Below are 17010 nucleotides of genomic sequence, written 5' to 3'. Positions count from 1 at the left end.
TGAGTCAATCGCTCGCATAAGGAGTCATCATGTTTACCGGTTCACTGGTGGCCATTGTCACTCCCTTTCGGAAAGGGAAGATCGATGAGCAGACCTTTGGCTCGTTGATCGAATGGCAGATTGCCAACGGGACGAACGGAATCGTCCCCTGCGGTACGACGGGCGAGTCTGCGACCCTTTCGCACGAAGAACACCACCGCGTCGTTGAGTTGACCGTAGAAATTGTGAACCGGCGTGTGCCGGTCATTGCCGGGACGGGATCAAACAGCACGGACGAGGCGATTGCGCTCACCAGACATGCGAAGCAAGCCAAGGCAGACGGAGCCCTTCTCATCACACCGTACTACAACAAGCCGACGCAGGAAGGGCTCTACCGGCATTATAAGGCGGTCGCGGAGTCAGTGGATATTCCGTTGGTGCTGTACAACATTCCAGGACGTACCGGCGTCAACATGTTGCCGGCCACCATCGCCAGGCTGTCCGCGATCAAGAGTGTTGTCGGCGTCAAGGAAGGCAGTGGATCGGTCCAGCAAGCATCGGACATCGTGCAGATGTGCGGGGAACGCCTCACGGTCCTAGCGGGCGACGATGCCTTGACACTTCCCATGATGGCGGTCGGAGGCAAGGGTGTGATTACCGTGACCGCCAATGTCGTACCGGCGGAAATGGCCAATCTGGTCAAGACGTTCATGGCGGGAAAAGTTGACGAAGCTCGGAGGATTCATTTTAAACTGTCCCCGCTGTTTGCCGCTCTCTTTTACGAGACCAATCCGATTCCGGTGAAAGAAGCGCTCGGCATGATGGGAAAGATCGATCCCGAACTGCGGCTGCCGCTCTGTGCGATGGCGACAGATACCCGCGACAAACTCGCCCGCGTCCTCAAGGACATGGGCCTCATCTAGACGCTCGTTGCGTCCGGAACATCTCTCTATGATCAAGGTCATTGTTGCAGGAGCCGCCGGCCGAATGGGGTGCCGATTGGTGGCCCTGGTGAAAGAGTCGACTGCCTTGGCTCTTGCGGGGGCGATCGAAGGCAAGGGACATCATGCGTTGGGAGAGGATGCCGGCGAAACAGCCGGAAGTGGTCGCGTCGGGGTCTCGATCACCGATGACCTTTCGGCTTTGTTAGACCGAGGGGAAGTCGTCATCGATTTTTCAGCTCCGGAGGCCACCCTTCACCATCTCCGTGCAGTCGCCGAGCACCGCCGGGCGATGGTCATCGGCACAACGGGGTTTTCGGCTGCTGAGATGGAGGAAGTCAGAACACTGGCTCGCCAGGTTCCCTGCGTCTGTTCTCCCAACATGAGTGTGGGAGTGAACTTGATGTACAAGGTGATCGGCGAGATGGCCAAGACGCTCGGAGATGAATACGACATCGAGGTGATCGAAGCCCATCATCGGTTGAAGAAAGATGCGCCCAGCGGGACGGCCCTCAAGATCGCCGAAGTGCTCGCGAGAGCCGTGAATCGCGATTTAAATCAGGTCGGGGTCTATGCGCGGAAGGGCCTCATCGGTGAGCGGAAGAAGGGCGAGATCGGCATTCAAACGATTCGTGCGGGAGATATTATCGGCGATCATACCATCCTCTTCGGCGGCATGGGTGAACGGATCGAAGTGACGCATCGGGCCACTAGTCGAGACACCTTTGCACGAGGCGCATTGCGAGCGGCCCGTTGGGTTGTTCGACAACCACCCGGCTTCTACGACATGATGGACGTGCTGGGCCTTCGGTAGTCCGAACCGCCTGCGGTTCCCGTTTTCTTCAATCCAGACTAACCCGATCTTTACCTCAGAATATCCGAGGCGCGTCTCCCGTCTTGTTCAGGCCAATGGTGCCAAGGGGAAAGCTTATCGAGCGGATTGCACAATGCCCAGAGAGGCTGCTTCAGGAGCGAGCGCGTATTGCAGGTGAGCGGCGTGGGTGGAGTCGTCCCGCGATCAATGTCGGGCGGTGAGCGGGCGAGGTTCCTGGTCCGCAGCCTTTCGGCGACCACAGTTCAAGCACGCAAACACCATGATCGCGAGTCCAGCATCCAAGTCGACTGCCCGTTCCGGCAACATTGTTCCGCGGCATTTGTCGCACGTCTTCATGCTCCCACTCTATCATCGCTTCTTATGCAAGCATATCCATCTGAAGTACTGGGTAAAGGGGGTCTTTGCGACCAGATCAGACTAGGCCAATCGGCCTGATACTAATGAGAAAACAAGCGCATGGCGAGACTTCGGCCTGGCCTCGGTGTCCTTGACAGGATGAAACATGTCCCATAGGATTGTGGCATTCGATCACTCCTCCTACTATGTATAGAATTATCCTCATCCTTTCGCTACTCGTTGTCCTCTACTTCTTGCTTCGCAGTGCGATTCGAGAACTCAAGGCGAGGGGAGCCGGAGATCGTGTCCCTCTCGATAAAAATCAGATGGTGCAGGATCCTGTATGCCGTGTGTTTGTGCCGCGAGGATCGGCGACGGCAGAAGATATTGGAGGGCAAACCTACTATTTCTGCAGTCGAGCCTGCGCGAAGGTGTTTCAGAGACAATTGGCGGGTCAACAGCCCGAATAGCTATAGTCCGACAGTTTCTCTTCTTTATCGAACTTCAGTGTGATCTGGCATTGATTGGGCGAAAAATTGAACATCGGGGGACCGGATTTGCCACCGGCGATGCGATAGTAGGTCCAGGTTTCTCCGCCGAACCACCTTGGAGACTTTCCATCCGGCGCACCCCAGTTCTTTTCAAACCACGCCTTGTCTTTACCTTGTAGTTCGGCTGGTTTGAGTGAAGCCTCAAGATAAGGGTTGCTTCCGCCGCACGCGGTCAGAAACACACAGGTGAGAAGGATCCAGGAAAATCGGCGCATCATCAGCTGTCTCCTCGTCAAGTTCATCGCACGAAGCATCATGTAGAACGCCGCAGCATGTCTTTCGTTGACCATGCGATTTTAATCCCCGTCCTGATACCTGTCAAACGAAGTCCATAGACGAAAGAGACATTGCATCAACACCGGATTCTTCCTAAAATAGCACTCAACGATCCAAACCAGGATGCCGTCTTTTCAAGAAAGGACACAGCCATGAAATTCTATCTCGATACTGCCAGCGTCAAAGAGATTCATGAAGCGGCGAGCCTCGGACTCTTAGACGGGGTCACGACCAATCCATCACTCGTCGCGAAGGAGGGTCGGGTGTTCCGCGAGGTGCTCATCGAGATCTGTAACATCGTCGATGGACCGGTGAGTGCGGAAGTGGTCAGCCTTGAAGCTGATGCGATGGTCAAGGAAGGGAAAGAACTCGCCAAAATTCATAAGAATATCGTGGTCAAGTGCCCGCTGATCCCCGAAGGGCTTAAGGCCACAAAACGGCTGGCTGCGGAAGGGATCAGAGTGAACGTGACGCTCTGCTTCTCTCCGACTCAGGCGATTCTGGCTGCCAAGGCTGGCGCCTGGTGCGTCTCGCCCTTCATCGGCCGGTTAGACGACATCAGTTCGAACGGAATGGAACTGATCCGTCAAATTGTCACGATTTACAAGAACTACGACTTTAAGACCTATGTGCTGGTCGCCAGTGTTCGCCATCCGCAGCACGTCGTCGAAGCAGCCCTGGCCGGCGGCGACATCTGCACGATGCCCTTTACGATTTTCCAACAGATGGTCAAACATCCGCTGACGGATCTCGGGCTGAAGAAATTCTTGGCTGATTGGGAATCCCAGAGTCGCAAATAATTCTAGCGACGCGCGGCGGCATGCTTTCTGTCAAGGTGCCGTCGCACCGCGGCGAAGACCTGGTGAAACATCGGGCGAGTCAGTTTGCCGGTAAAGGTGTTTTGCTGACTGGGATGATACGAACAGATCAACGTGATATTCCAGGCAAGCGGATACGAGGCCCCGTGTGAAAATGTGGGGAGAGGAGAAGGAACCTCGAACCCTTCATCACGGCAAGCCTTGAAGTAGTGATCAAAAGCGATCTTTCCAAGCACAACCACCGTTTGCATCCTCGACAAGAGCCGCATTTCCTGGCGGACAAAGGGACGGCAGGCCTCGAATTCCTCTGGAGCGGGTTTGTTGTCCGGCGGCGCACAACGAACCGTGGCTCCGATATAACAATCTGTTAGCATCAAGCCGTCGTCGCGATGTTGAGATTCAGCCTGATTCGCGAAGCCATAGCGATGCAGCGCTTCATAGAGCCAATCCCCACTGCGGTCCCCCGTAAACACGCGGCCGGTTCTGTTGCCGCCGTGGGCAGCTGGGGCAAGCCCCAGGACGTACAAACGGGCACGAGGGTCTCCAAATCCGGGAACGGGACGCCCCCAATAGGTCCAGTCGCGAAATTGTCTCCGTTTTGTCTCGGCGACCGCCGCTCGATACCTGTCGAGCCTGGGACAGGCTCGACAGTGTGAGATGCGATCGTTCAGTACGGTCAGGTTGTGCATGGGGGCGCAGTCTAGCATGAATGTGAAAGTCGATCATGCTTGCCGCGTTGTGGATGTGCTGTTAGCATGAATGTTTAGGTATGAACGACCAGAGATACGGGGAGGTGGACTAGTATGACGGCGTGGATGTGGCGCATGGTCATGCTCGGCACCATCGCGGGAGTCTGTGTCCTGCCCGGCCCAACCGTTGCTCAACCGGAATCAGAATCAAAGAACGGGTCCTCCCAGCTTGCTACGAACGGAGAACCGGATCGAGAACCGACGCTCCCTGAGCCCCTCGAAGGGCCAAACGATTCGGAAGATCGGTTGGTCATTCTCCCCGAAATCAAGCGGGAAGGGGAACGGTTCTTTCTCAGCTCGTTCAAGCTGCCGGACAAGATCACGTTTGCCGGCGTTCCGGTGCCGCTGGATAACTGGCAGGTGCGCGAACGGATCGAATACGAGTTCTACCAGTTCTTGGAAGATCAAGGCGAGAGCATCATTCTGGCCAAACGCACCGGGCGATGCTTCCCTCCCGTCGAAAAGCAACTTGCAGAAGCCGGACTTCCGGACGATCTCAAATACATGTTGCTCGTCGAAAGTAAGTGTGTGGCAGCTGCCTACTCGCGGGCCAGGGCATCGGGTCCCTGGCAGTTCATCGGGTCCACCGGGAGACGCTATAAACTGAAATCCGATAGCTATCGCGACGAGCGCCGCAACCTGGAAATGTCGACGGAGGCGGCGGTGAAATACTTGCGCTTCCTCAAAGACTTTAAGGAGAACGATTGGTTCTTGGCGATGGCTTCGTACAACGCGGGGGAAGAGCGCATTCGCAAGTTGCTCAAGGAGCAGAAGATCACCGAGTATTGGAAGATGCACGGTCCGCGGGAGACGATGCGGTACGTGCCGAGGATCATTGCGGCCAAGGAGATCTATTCACAGCCTGAGAAGTACTTGGGTCTCAGTAAAAAGGATCTCTATATGCCGCTGGAGACCGAGACCGTCACCCTGAACGTCAAAGAGCCGCAGCGTACGCTCACGTCGATTGCGGAAGAATTCGGGACATATTTTTTGGAATTGAAAATGTTGAATCCCGAGTTGAAGAGAGATTTCCTCCCTCGCGGCACCTACCAGATCAAAGTCCCGCGGCAGAGCTGTCCCTCCCGCTGCTTCAAGCAAGACAAGGTACAGGCCCCCTGATTTCCTCTCTGATGGAGATCCGTCTTCCTTCGTCTCGTGCCAGGTCATTGCTTAAGAAGCTGATCAGGGCAGGCCTGGAGACCGTGCAGGCTGCCAGTGCTGTACGCCGCGCCGTGATCAGGCGTGGCGATGAGCTGATCATTGGCCGGCGTCGATATGAGTTGCGCCGGTACGGTCGGATCGTTGCGGTCGGGGCTGGAAAAGCCACGGCTCCCATGGCTCGGGCCCTTGAGCGATGTCTCGGCACCCGCCTTGATAGCGGCCTCGTCGTCGTGAAGTACGGTCATGCCGTGCCAACGGCTAAGATCGTCGTGGAAGAGGCTGGCCACCCCATCCCCGATAAAGCCGGTCAGCGGGCTGCCGCTCAACTCCAATCCAAAGTCTCGGCGTTAACCAGTCGCGATCTCCTGATCGTGCTGCTTTCCGGAGGGGCTTCCAGCCTGCTACCGGCCCCGGTGAAGGGGATCACATTGGATGATAAGCGGGCCACCACCGATCGACTGCTACGGTGCGGCGCCACGATTCAGGAGATCAATATGGTGCGCAAGCATCTCTCCACGATTAAAGGTGGCCGTCTGGCTGAATCAACGCCTGCGACGGTGGTGACCCTGATACTTTCCGACGTGCTCGGAGACGACCTGAGCGCGATCGCGTCAGGGCCTACAGTTCCTGATCCCACGACGTACCGCGACGCGATGGCGATCCTCAGGCGCTATCGCATCTGGCGACGGGTTCCACCGCGAGTCCGTCGACACTTGCTCGAGGGACAGCGAGGGCATCTGGCTGAAACCCCGAAACCCGGCTCGTCGATTTTCAGGCGCGTCCATCACTCCGTGATCGGCAGTAATACCATCGCATTGACGGCTGTCAGGAGAGCTGCGGAAGGAGCCGGCCTGAAGACCCTCATAAACTCCACGGCGCTCACGGGAGAAGCTCGTATGGCAGGAAAGCGATTTGGTGCAATCGCACGAGGCATCGTGAACAGGCACCACCCGTTGGCCCCGCCCTGTTGTATCCTGGCCGGAGGAGAGACAACGGTGACCGTGAAGGAGAAAGGAATCGGCGGCCGTGCACAAGAGTTTGCTGTTGCCGCGGCAAGGGAGATCGCCGGGCTCCAGCGGGTCTGGGTTGCCGCGATCGGTACCGATGGGACCGATGGTCCGACGGATGTTGCCGGTGCGGTTGTCGATGGTGAGACGACAGCGAGGGCGAATCGTCTGGGAATCAATCTCGATCGCGCGCTACGGCATAACAACACCTATCCTGCCTTGAAGCGGCTCCGATGCCACATCGTGACCGGCCCCACTGGAACCAACGTCAACGACCTTTACCTGCTCCTGGTCCTGTAGGTAGTATCGCTTCGATGGATCGTCCTCTCCTCCTTCCTTTAAATGCGTGCACTGATCCAGGTGTCGTCGGTGGGAAGGCGGCCGGTTTGGCACGCCTGATCGCGCATGGGTTTCGTGTTCCCTCGGGTCTCTGTGTGACGACAGAAGCCTATCAAGCCTATCTTGAGGCTCGGGGTTTCTCTCTGCCGGAGCGGTGGACCCGGCTTCTTCGGGCATCGACAGCTGACAGGGTACGCGTCCTGACTGAATGTCAGACCCTGATTCGAAACGTGGAATGTCACGATTTGATTGAGCAGGTACAACGGGCTCTCAGCCAACTCGACCGACCGGCCCATGCTCTCTGGGCGGTGCGATCATCCGCGACGAACGAAGATGCCGTCCATGCCAGCTTTGCAGGCCTGTACCGAACACATCTCGGTGTGCCGCTGTCCGAAATGGAACGGGCGATCAAAGATCTCTGGACCTCCATCTGGGATGACCGAGTGGTGCAGTACCATCAGCAATCGGGATTGACGAAGACAGCACCCGCGATGGCAGTCGTCATTCAACCTATGCTCGATGGTCAAGTCGCCGGAGTGGCCTACTCCGTTCATCCGCTGACTGGTCGAGCCGATACAGTGCTGGTGAATGCTGTTCCGGGAATCGCCGCGTCATTGGTAGAGGGAACGGTCACGCCGGATCAGTATGTGGTGCGAGTCGGCCCTGATGTGAGGACCATGTCGGTCGCGGAACGGATCATCGCCAAGAAAGAACGGGTCCTGCGTCTGAGTGAGGAGGGTGTCCGAGAAGAAGCCGTCTCACTCGGCGATGCCGGGCGCACAAGCCTGACGGATGAGCAGTTGACTGAGCTGGCCCGAGTGACCAAAGAGGTCGAACGGGCACTGCGCAATCCTGTCGATATCGAATGGCTCATCGACGAACGAGGGATGTGGCTGCTGCAGGCACGCCCCATCACCCGTCGGCCTGCTTCCTTCCCGCTCACGAATGACGACGGCGAGTGGTCACGCGCGAACTTCAAAGAAACGCTGCCGGAGCTGCCGAGCCCGATGGGCCTCTCGTTTCTTGAACGGTTCATGGAAGCCTACATCATCGCTCCCTATCGACGGCTCGGTTGCACGATCCCCGCTGGGATGACATCGGTCCGAGTTCTTCACGGCCGTCCCTACATCAACATGACGTTGATGCATTCACTGATCTTGCAGCTACGCGGCAATCCGTCGCTTGTCACGGAACAGATGGGAGGAGAATCTCCGACAATGATGCCGGAGGTGCAGCCACTCGGATGGAGTTCCTTCTTGCGAGCCGGATGGCTGAGTTTGCGGGAAATGGGAAAGGCCGCGAAATACGGCCCCACCTGGTTTAAAGAAATGAAAGACTTCGCGGCCCTCTACCAGCCAGCCCATCTTCGTCGGCTCACCGATAGGGACGTCTCCTCTCGTCTGGATGACCTTGAGCGGTGGCTCGATACACACGAGCTCACGTTTGGGATTGCCGGAGGAGTGTCTCTGTGCCTTCAGGCGCTGGGAACCTTCTTACCTCCCTGGGCGGGTGCAGATTGGCGAGCCCTGCTGAATGCCGCGCTTCAAGGACAAGGATCGGTGGTCAGCGCTCAGCAAATCGTGCTGTTGGCGGAATTGGCCGAGACCGCCCGGTCCGAACCGGCAGCCTTCTATCTGCTGACAACAGACGCGCCGATTCGGGCGGACTTTCGACAGATTTTAAAAAACACCGAGTTCCTTCGGGCATTCGATCGGTATCTGGAGGAGTATGGTCATCGTGGTGTCGGGGAATCAGATGTCATGTCTCCTCGGTTTGCAGATCAGCCGGAACTGTTGCTATCGATCGTACGTGCCCAACTCCTGTCTCCAGCCCATACAACCCCCGCCGACATTCTTGCCCGTCAGGCTGCTACCAGAGCGCACGCGCTGGCTGAAATCCGGCGGCGATGTGCGTGGTTCTTCTATCGATGGTGGATTTTTCTCTGGTGGTATCGACGCCTCTGCCGATTCTTTGCCCTGCGAGAAGCGAATCGGCATCATCTGATGTTTTACTCGACCGCGGCCAGGAACCTTTTGCTTCGCCTGGGCGAATTACTCGTAGAGCGAGGCCTGCTCGTTTCACGGGAGGACCTATTCTTCCTGACGCTCGAGGAACGGGTCGATGTGACAGCTGGCCGGCAGCGTGATTGGCGTGAAATTGTGCAAGCCCGTCGCATGGAGCGCGAGCGCCAACGACTGGTTACCGTGCCCGATACGATTCGAGTCTGGAAAGAAGTTCGTGATGGGCTCGCCGGACACGGTGTCGATCTGTCCGAAAAAGTGTTCAAGGGAATCCCCGTCAGTGCCGGTTCTGTTTCTGGGCCGGCTCGGCTTGTTCGGTCCATGGCCGACTGGGGAAAAGTTAAGAGAGGCGATATCATCGTCACGTCAGTGATCGATCCCGGCATGGCTCCGCTCTTTGTCATCGCCGCGGGTCTCGTTGCCGAGATGGGAGGAACCTTGTCACACGGTGCCATCATCGCGCGCGAATACGGCTTACCGGCCGTTGTCAATGTGTCAGGCGCCACTGTTCGGATACATGAGGGTGAGTTTCTTATGGTTGATGCGATGCAGGGAGCCATCGTCGTACGACGAGAGGCCGCCGTCACGTCGTGACCGAGGCAGCAGACCGTTAAGATTCCGAACAAATTCCTTATAGGGCCGATCGGCCCTAAACGCTTCTCACCCTTGACGTTTTGAGTTGGTTTGCGTACTCTCCGAAAAAAATCCTTTCCTGATTGTAGTTGCACTCGGAACAAGCCGGTCGGGTTCTGTCTAGTTCTTCTGATGGCGCGGATCGAGAACTATGGTTGATAGTACTGTCTTGACGATTGGGTTGCTTGCCGGAGGAGCACTCGGTGCGCTGATCGCTGGTTTTTCTGTTACTGCCCGCCTACGTGGACGCCTCCAGGGACAACTTCTGAATCTGACCGAGCGCGCCCAACGTGCCGAAACGTTGGCTGATGAGTTGCGGCGACAGGTCGAGACTGATCGAACGGAGCTTGGTCAAGTCAGGCAGCAACTCTCCGATTCGTTGCGGGCACGAGCGGTGGCCGAGACGCTGGTCGCTGAGACCAGTCGGTATGTCGAAGAACAGAAATCGCTGCTAGCTCAATCGCGGCAGGAATTAGCTGAAACCTTCCAGGCCTTGTCCGGTGAAGCGCTCAAGCAGAACAACGACGCATTTCTGAATCTTGCCAAGGTGGCGTTCGAGAGTTTGCAGATCGAAGCCAAGGGCGATCTGGCTCAACGTCAACAGGCGATCGACAGCATCGTGCAGCCGTTGCAGGATTCGCTCAAGCGATATGACGAGCATCTGCGCCAGATGGAGCAAGCCCGACAAGGCGCCTACGGGAGCCTTGATCAGCACCTCAAGTTGCTTGCCGAGTCGCAGCAGCGACTACAGCAGGAAACCGGGAATCTGGTCAACGCGCTGCGGGCGCCCGCCGTGCGAGGCCGCTGGGGTGAGATCACGCTCAAGCGAGTGGCCGAACTGGCCGGCATGGTGGCGCACTGCGATTTTGTCGAGCAAGAGTCCGTCACGGTCGACGATGGGCGTCTCCGGCCGGACATGATCGTTCAGCTTCCCGGAGGCCGACAGGTCATTGTGGATGCCAAAACGGTCTTGGCCGGGTATCTCGATGCCCATGAGGCGACCACCGAGGAACGGCGTCTGGAGGGATTGCGTCGACATGCAGCGCAGGTACGATCCCGCATGGATGAGTTGAGCCTCAAAGCTTATTGGAACCAGTTTGATCAGGCACCGGAGTTCGTCGTGCTCTTCCTACCGGGCGAACAGTTTCTCGGGGCGGCCCTTGAACAGGATCCTCAACTCATCGAAGAAGGATTTTCCCGTGGGGTGGTCCTGGCCACGCCGACAACCCTGATGGCGCTTTTACGCGCGGTGGCCTACGGCTGGCGACAGGAACAATTGACGGCCCATGCCGACGAGGCTGGCCGATTAGGAAAGGATCTCTATGAACGGATGGCCGTGCTGGCAGAGCACCTCAATGATGTGGGGCAGGCACTCGGGAAAAGTGTCTCGTCGTACAACAAAGCGGTGGGGTCGCTGGAAACGAGGATCTTGCCGGCCGCGCGCCGGTTCAAAGACCTGGGCGTGTCATCCGACAAGGAAATCACCTCGTTAGATCCGTTGGAGTTGGTGCCACGCAAAGCATTGCCGTACGAACCCTGATAAGGAGTCATGATGTCGGATGCACAATCCATGGTCGAGGCATTTCACCGCGCCTTTGACATTCTGGTGCATCGCAGCCCCACCGTTGTGGATGAGCGGACGCGTGAACTGCGAATCAGATTGATTCAGGAGGAGTTCGAAGAGCTGAAAGAAGCGCTAATCGATGGCGACCTTGAGTCGATCTCCAAAGAACTCGCCGATCTCCTCTACGTGGTCTATGGCACGGCCGTGTCCTACGGCATCGATATGGATCCTGTTTTTCGAGAGGTCCATCGGTCCAATATGAGTAAGGTGGGCGGCTACAAGCGGGAAGATGGCAAATGGGTGAAGCCGGCAACCTACTCGCCGGCATGCCTTGAACCGATTCTGGCTGAGCAAAGCGGGGCATCATCGGTCACGCTCGAGCCCGAAGCTGCTGGCTAAGGGGTCCCTTCATCTTGATGAAGGATCTGCACTGTCCGAATTGTGGAACACCGTTTGTCCGCGCCACCTCTCGAGAGGGGGCTGTGGGGCGTCTCCTCAGTCGTATCAATGTCTTCCCCTTCCGGTGCCAGCTCTGTACGAATCAGTTCCGCGCATTTTGGTCCGGTGCCCGCGAAGACACACAAGCGTTCGATAAGCGCCAATACAAACGCCTCCCGACTTCTATTGAAGCGGGATTCTTGACGGATAGTAATCTGCGGGGCACAAATCGGATCACGGAAATTTCGATGGGGGGGTGCACGCTGCGGACAACGGCTGAACTGCCGCGAGGCACGTTTCTCGAACTGACGTTGAAGCCGACGTCGGAGCCGGAGCCGATCACCATCGAATCGGGGATGGTGGCCTCCGTTCGCCCGTCCTCTCTTGGGATCTCCTTTCTCGAGATGGCGCCCCGAGATAAACAACGGCTCAGTCAAATCGTGCTCGGGCTGCTCGTCAGCCTCAGCCGCCTTCCAACCAGCGGCATGTAAGCCATCATCGAGCGGACCGCTTTACCATTACAGTATCGATCAATCGTACGGAGCCGATGCGGATGGCTCCGAGCAGGACGGCATGTCGACCGATAGTCAGGGTCGGTTCTAGTGTGATCGGATCGCAGACCGCCAGATAGTCGATCTGAATGGTGGGTTCTTCGGCGATCACCTTCTGCATAACCTCTCGCACCGAAGCCGTGTCCGTCGCTCCCTCTTCGATCGCCCGCCGACCGGCTTGCAAGGCTCGGTAAAAGACCGGGGCGATCCGCCGTTGTTCCGTCGAAAGGTACACGTTGCGAGAACTCATGGCCAAGCCGTCATGTTCCCTGACGGTCGCGCGAACGTCGAGCGTGATGTCAAGGTTCAAGTCCTCGATCAGCCGCCGAATGACCGCCGCTTGTTGATAGTCTTTTTGACCGAAGACGGCACGATGGGGGCGAACGATCCCGAACAATTTCGTGACGACCGCCGCCACACCCACGAAATGACGGGGCCGAGACTCTCCTTCCCACCGTCGGGCGATGGCCGGAACCGTCACGACGGTTTGAAATCCCTCGGGATACATGCTTGCTGCTGTCGGCTCGAAACAGACGTCGACTCCTTCTGCCCTGCAGAGCGCGCGATCTTTCGCGATGGGGCGCGGATAGGTGGCGAGATCTTCTTGGGGACCGAACTGGGTCGGATTCACGAAGATGCTCACGACCAACGCGTCGCATTGCAATCGAGCGGCACGGATCAAGGCGCGATGGCCGTCGTGCAACGCCCCCATCGTCGGGACAAACCCGATGGTCACGCCTTCGCGGCGGAGCGCCTCGCTCCATGCGGTCATGGCCTGAAGGGAGCGGATGATTTTCATGAGCCTTGAGGGGGACTACACGCGGGGCGTGACCCATACCGCATGGAAGGCTGGGGAAACAGCAGGCGGACCTCTGACCGATCCTGCGCCTCGGCGAGCATCTGACTGACTGTACGCTGGCGCGTCGGATGCATCCACAGGGGATCGAGTTCGCTCAAGGGCATGAGGACGAATCGGCGTTGATGGAGTCGCGGATGCGGCACGACAAGGTCAGGCTCGTTGATAATCCGCTGTCCGTAGAAGAGGATGTCCAGGTCGATGGTTCTCGGGCCTAATCGGTTTTCGTCATCCCGCCCGAGCGAGCGCTCGATTTCGCGAAGCACCGTCAGAAGGCTGCGTGGGGTGACCTCGGTGTCCAACTGGATGGCCCCGTTGAGAAACCAGCCGTCTCCGGGTTGAGCATGGTCGTAGACCGGCTCCGTTTCATAGAGCAGCGAGACGCCCGCGACTTGAGAATGGGGCAGCAGACTCAACAAGGTCACAGCCCGGTCGCAGAAATCGACTCGGTCGCCGACGTTCGACCCGAACCCGATGAAGACAGTCTCTCTCATCGCTCGTTATGCGTCATGCGTCAGAAGGTGGGCTGTTCGAGATCATGCGCATAACGCATCACGTCTCACTGTTTCTCAGAATCCCGCCTTCTTGATCCGCTCTACCGCCTCCGCCAGACGTTCCTTCGTCGTACACACGGTCATCCTGATGTACCCTTCGCCCGGTGCACCGAAACCATTGCCCGGTGTCGTCACGATGCCGGCCTTTTCCAATAAATGAGCCGTGAAAGAAGCAGACGTGTACCCTTTCGGAACGGTTACCCAGACATAAAAGGCGGCCGGAGGCGGATCAACCTCCAACCCCAGTTTCTTCAAGCCGGGCACCAATGTATCGCGCCGCTCCTGATAAACTTTTCTCAAGCCGTCTGTGACGGAATCGTCCAGGCCCAAGGCTGTGATCCCAGCTGCCTGGATCGCCTCGAAGCAACCGGAGTCCAAATTGCTCTTCACCTTGCCGAGTCCGGCCAAGACATCTTTGTTGCCCACCGCAAAGCCGATACGCCAACCGGTCATGTTGTAAGTTTTGGACAACGAATGAAATTCCACCCCGACGTCCTTGGCTCCCTCAACCTCCAGAAAGCTCGCCGGCCGCCTGCCGTCGTAGAAAATTTCCGAGTAGGCTGCGTCGTGACAGACGATGACTTGATTCTCATGGGCAAACTCGACAACACGCTTGAAGTAGTCCTTGGTCATAATGACAGAGGTCGGATTATTCGGCGAATTCAGCCACATCAATTTGGCTTTCTTCGCGACGTCTTTGGGGATCGCCTTCAAATCCGGTAGGAAGCCGTTCGATTTCGTGAGTGGCATAATGTGGGATACCCCGCCGGAGAAACTGGTCCCCACCGGGTACACGGGATAGCCGGGGCTTGGAACCAATACCACGTCGCCCGGGTCGACGAACGCGAGGTGGATGTGGCCGATGCCTTCCTTCGAGCCGATCAAGGTTAGCACTTCGTTGGCCGGATCGAGCGTTACGTCGAAGCGTCGCTTGTACCAATCGGCCACGGCTTTACGGAACGTCAGCATGCCTTCGTAGGACGGATATTGGTGGTGCTTGGGATTCTTAGCCGCTTGTGCGAGGCTCTCAATGATCGGGGCCGGCGTCGGCAGATCCGGGTCACCGATGCCGAGGTTGATGATATCCACCCCCCGCGCGATCGCTTCCTGCTTCATCTTGTCGATCGCGGCAAAAAGGTAGAGGGGAAGTGTCTTAATTCTGGTTGCAACTTCGATTGGAAAACCGCCCATGTTTGGTCTGGCTCCTTTCATGATTCGCACTCAGCCGTTAGCGATCAGCTTTCAGCCCATATCTTCTAGCTGAAGGTTGACAGCTGATCGCTTGGTTTGAGCTGTTCAGGGTACTTCAGAAACCAACCAGCAATCAACGTTGTGGAGGGAGCAGATAGTCAATCAGTCGATCGGCGAACTGGTGCAGAGCGGGGAGGTACGGAATCGCAGCGGTCTTCACTTCTTGAGCGGTCAGTCGCGCTTTTATAAGGTCCGGTGCACATTCTCGGCACAACGAGTCGATACCAGATGCTTCCATTTCTAGGTGGAACAACAACCCGTAGGCGCGGGCTCCATACCGAAAGGCTTGGAGCGGGGCGACTGCTGAACCGGCCAGTGGTACACAGTCTTTGGGCAGGTCGAAGACCTCTCCGTGCCACTCGAAGACATCGAACGAATCCGGCAGCGTCTTGAAGACCGGATCGTGCATTGCGTCGGGCGTCAACTGGATCGGCGTCATGCCGATTTCCAAGGATTTCCCGGGCCGTACTGTCGCTCCAAGCGCCTTTGCCATGAACTGGCTGCCGAGGCACACACCAATCACCGGCTTGCCGGCGAGCAGCGCGGATCGAATGAACGATGTCTCTTCGACGATCCACCCATCCGGATCGTTCACTGACATCGGCCCGCCCATGACGATCAGCAAATCGCCTGCATCCTTTGGCAAGCCGTCCCTGGGAACAAAATAACACTCGAGACTTACGCCTCGATTGCTCAGGGCTGTCGCAAAGACTCCGAGCCCTTCAAAGGGAACATGTTGAAGGCAAATCGCGCGCATTGACACCTCAAGGGAATGGAACTACGCTCTCACTGTTTCTAGGGCATAGCGTAACTTGCATTGGGACTTCAAGCCATGAAGCGTACAGGAGGGCAGTCTATAGGACAATTACAGCTGTTCTGTTGTAGGGAGGGGGTAATGATGAAAGCGCGAGCATATATCCAACCTTCAGACCAAAGCTAACAGGCAGTGAATGCATGAATCGTCAGCAACACTGGAACCAGGTGTACGAGACGAAAGGGCCGCTGGATGTGAGCTGGTATCAGCGCCGCCCGGACGTCTCGCTGGCGCTCATTACCGCGGCTGGCTTGAGCAAAGATGCTGGGATCATTGATGTCGGTGGTGGAGCCTCCGTACTCGTTGAGTGTTTATTGGACGCCGGCTTCACGGGAATTGCCGTGCTCGATGTGTCCGCCGTCGCCTTGAGTCATAGCCGCGCCCGTCTCGGCGCACGAGCCTCTAAGGTCGAGTGGTTTGAGGCGGATGTGACCACATTCAAACCTCCGCATCGTTTCGGCCTCTGGCACGATCGGGCGGTCTTTCACTTTCTGATAGCGCAAGATGACCGTCGAGCATACGTGACAACCTTACGCCGGACGTTACAGCCTGGCGGCACAGTCATCATCGCCACGTTCGCGTTGGAGGGTCCACCGAAATGCAGCGGCCTCGATGTCCAGCGCTACGATGAATCCTCCATCCTTTCAGAGCTTGGTCCGGAGTTTCGGCTGCAGGAGGTTCGTCGAGAGACGCACGTGACGCCTTGGGAGTCTGAGCTGCGGTTTGTTTACTTCCGATTTCAGTGGCAGCCCATCACGTAAAGGACGATCAGAGAGAAGGATGCCTGGAACCATCCTTCCCGCCATTTCACTATGTCCGCTACCCTTCGAGCCATTCGCGCTGACATCACCACGCTGACCATTGACGCTATTGTCAATGCCGCGAATACCTCGCTGCTTCCTGGTGGTGGAGTTTGCGGGGCGATTCATCGCGCCGCCGGACCGGAGTTGGAACAGGAGTGCCGGTTGTTGGGGGGATGCCAAACCAGCGATGCCAAACTCACGAAAGGCTATCGCCTGCCGGCTCGGTACATCCTTCACACCGTTGGACCGGTGTGGCACGGCGGCCGGCAGGGCGAACCGGAACTGCTCGCCTCCTGTTATCGTCGCTCCTTGGAGATCGCCGCTGCGAATGGAATTGCTCGCGTGGCTTTTCCGAGCATCAGCACCGGCATCTATGGCTATCCCATGGACCTGGCCGCGCGGGTGGCTGTCGATGCAGTTCGGAAATCGTTGTCGGAATTCACAGCGATACGCGAAGTGATTTTCTGTTGCTTCTCAGCCGGTGATTTCGCGGTTTACAAACAGCAGCTCGGCGACCACGCGCGTTAACCCGA

The 17010-nt window shown here is 57.5% G+C and carries 19 protein-coding genes; 12 read left to right on the top strand and 7 right to left on the bottom strand.

Annotated features, from left to right (window positions below):
- Nucleotides 1-29 precede the first annotated feature (29 nt).
- Nucleotides 30-902 carry a 4-hydroxy-tetrahydrodipicolinate synthase gene (gene dapA, locus VEI50_14855; GenBank protein HXX76407.1) on the top strand — a complete coding sequence of 291 codons (873 nt, stop codon included), beginning with the start codon at nt 30-32 and terminating at the stop codon, nt 900-902.
- A 28-nt stretch (nt 903-930) separates the two neighbouring features.
- Nucleotides 931-1734, top strand: a complete 804-nt coding sequence (gene dapB, locus VEI50_14850) for a 4-hydroxy-tetrahydrodipicolinate reductase (protein HXX76406.1) — start codon at nt 931-933, stop codon at nt 1732-1734.
- A 204-nt stretch (nt 1735-1938) separates the two neighbouring features.
- Here dapB and VEI50_14845 read toward each other — a convergent pair whose 3' ends face one another.
- Nucleotides 1939-2091, bottom strand: a complete 153-nt coding sequence (locus VEI50_14845) for a hypothetical protein (GenBank protein HXX76405.1) — start codon at nt 2089-2091, stop codon at nt 1939-1941.
- A gap of 206 nt (nt 2092-2297) precedes the next feature.
- Here VEI50_14845 and VEI50_14840 point away from each other — a divergent pair, with 206 nt between their 5' ends.
- Nucleotides 2298-2561 carry a YHS domain-containing protein gene (locus VEI50_14840; protein ID HXX76404.1) on the top strand — a complete coding sequence of 88 codons (264 nt, stop codon included), beginning with the start codon at nt 2298-2300 and terminating at the stop codon, nt 2559-2561.
- Here VEI50_14840 and VEI50_14835 read toward each other — a convergent pair.
- Nucleotides 2546-2932: a hypothetical protein gene (locus VEI50_14835; protein ID HXX76403.1), complete on the bottom strand. Its 387-nt coding sequence runs from the start codon at nt 2930-2932 to the stop codon at nt 2546-2548. The genes VEI50_14840 and VEI50_14835 overlap by 16 nt on opposite strands.
- A 138-nt stretch (nt 2933-3070) precedes the next feature.
- Between VEI50_14835 and fsa the strand changes: the two genes are divergently transcribed.
- The gene (gene fsa, locus VEI50_14830; GenBank protein HXX76402.1) at nt 3071-3718 is read left to right on the top strand and encodes a fructose-6-phosphate aldolase; all 648 of its coding nucleotides are present in this window, start codon (nt 3071-3073) and stop codon (nt 3716-3718) included.
- 2 nt (nt 3719-3720) lie between these two features.
- Here fsa and VEI50_14825 read toward each other — a convergent pair whose 3' ends face one another.
- Nucleotides 3721-4425: a uracil-DNA glycosylase gene (locus VEI50_14825; GenBank protein ID HXX76401.1), complete on the bottom strand. Its 705-nt coding sequence runs from the start codon at nt 4423-4425 to the stop codon at nt 3721-3723.
- 114 nt (nt 4426-4539) lie between these two features.
- Between VEI50_14825 and VEI50_14820 the strand changes: the two genes are divergently transcribed.
- From VEI50_14820 to VEI50_14795, 6 genes are all read left to right on the top strand, one after another.
- Nucleotides 4540-5604, top strand: coding sequence for a lytic transglycosylase domain-containing protein (locus VEI50_14820; GenBank protein ID HXX76400.1), 1065 nt, complete (start codon nt 4540-4542; stop codon nt 5602-5604).
- Nucleotides 5605-5651: 47 nt separating this feature from the next.
- Nucleotides 5652-6953 (top strand): glycerate kinase, encoded by a 1302-nt coding sequence (locus VEI50_14815; GenBank protein HXX76399.1) that lies wholly within the window; start codon nt 5652-5654, stop codon nt 6951-6953.
- Nucleotides 6954-6967: 14 nt separating this feature from the next.
- On the top strand, nt 6968-9607 hold the full coding sequence (locus VEI50_14810; GenBank protein HXX76398.1) for a PEP/pyruvate-binding domain-containing protein: 2640 nt from the start codon (nt 6968-6970) through the stop codon (nt 9605-9607).
- Between the two features lie 190 nt (nt 9608-9797).
- A complete protein-coding gene (rmuC, locus tag VEI50_14805) occupies nt 9798-11186 on the top strand; it encodes a DNA recombination protein RmuC (GenBank protein ID HXX76397.1) in 1389 nt (462 codons plus the stop codon).
- Nucleotides 11187-11195: 9 nt separating this feature from the next.
- Entirely contained in the window at nt 11196-11609 is a 414-nt protein-coding gene (locus VEI50_14800) for a MazG nucleotide pyrophosphohydrolase domain-containing protein (GenBank protein ID HXX76396.1), read from the top strand.
- A 17-nt stretch (nt 11610-11626) separates the two neighbouring features.
- On the top strand, nt 11627-12139 hold the full coding sequence (locus tag VEI50_14795) for a PilZ domain-containing protein (protein ID HXX76395.1): 513 nt from the start codon (nt 11627-11629) through the stop codon (nt 12137-12139).
- 4 nt (nt 12140-12143) lie between these two features.
- Here VEI50_14795 and panC read toward each other — a convergent pair whose 3' ends face one another.
- The 4 genes from panC to VEI50_14775 all read right to left on the bottom strand — a co-directional run bounded on the left by panC (nt 12144) and on the right by VEI50_14775 (nt 15617).
- Nucleotides 12144-12998 (bottom strand): pantoate--beta-alanine ligase, encoded by an 855-nt coding sequence (panC, locus tag VEI50_14790; protein HXX76394.1) that lies wholly within the window; start codon nt 12996-12998, stop codon nt 12144-12146.
- Nucleotides 12995-13549: a 2-amino-4-hydroxy-6-hydroxymethyldihydropteridine diphosphokinase gene (gene folK, locus VEI50_14785; protein HXX76393.1), complete on the bottom strand. Its 555-nt coding sequence runs from the start codon at nt 13547-13549 to the stop codon at nt 12995-12997. The genes panC and folK overlap by 4 nt, the downstream gene beginning before the upstream one ends.
- Nucleotides 13550-13624: 75 nt before the next feature.
- Nucleotides 13625-14800: an LL-diaminopimelate aminotransferase gene (locus VEI50_14780; GenBank protein HXX76392.1), complete on the bottom strand. Its 1176-nt coding sequence runs from the start codon at nt 14798-14800 to the stop codon at nt 13625-13627.
- Nucleotides 14801-14933: 133 nt separating this feature from the next.
- Nucleotides 14934-15617: a type 1 glutamine amidotransferase gene (locus VEI50_14775; protein ID HXX76391.1), complete on the bottom strand. Its 684-nt coding sequence runs from the start codon at nt 15615-15617 to the stop codon at nt 14934-14936.
- A 197-nt stretch (nt 15618-15814) separates the two neighbouring features.
- Between VEI50_14775 and VEI50_14770 the strand changes: the two genes are divergently transcribed.
- Together VEI50_14770 and VEI50_14765 are read left to right on the top strand one after the other, a co-directional pair.
- Nucleotides 15815-16435 (top strand): class I SAM-dependent methyltransferase, encoded by a 621-nt coding sequence (locus VEI50_14770; protein HXX76390.1) that lies wholly within the window; start codon nt 15815-15817, stop codon nt 16433-16435.
- A 51-nt stretch (nt 16436-16486) separates the two neighbouring features.
- Nucleotides 16487-17005, top strand: a complete 519-nt coding sequence (locus VEI50_14765; protein HXX76389.1) for an O-acetyl-ADP-ribose deacetylase — start codon at nt 16487-16489, stop codon at nt 17003-17005.
- Nucleotides 17006-17010 lie beyond the last annotated feature (5 nt).

It is taken from the genome of Nitrospiraceae bacterium (assembly GCA_035623075.1).
Taxonomy (GTDB): Bacteria; Nitrospirota; Nitrospiria; order Nitrospirales; family Nitrospiraceae; genus DASPUC01.
This window is presented reverse-complemented; position numbering and strand designations above follow the sequence as displayed.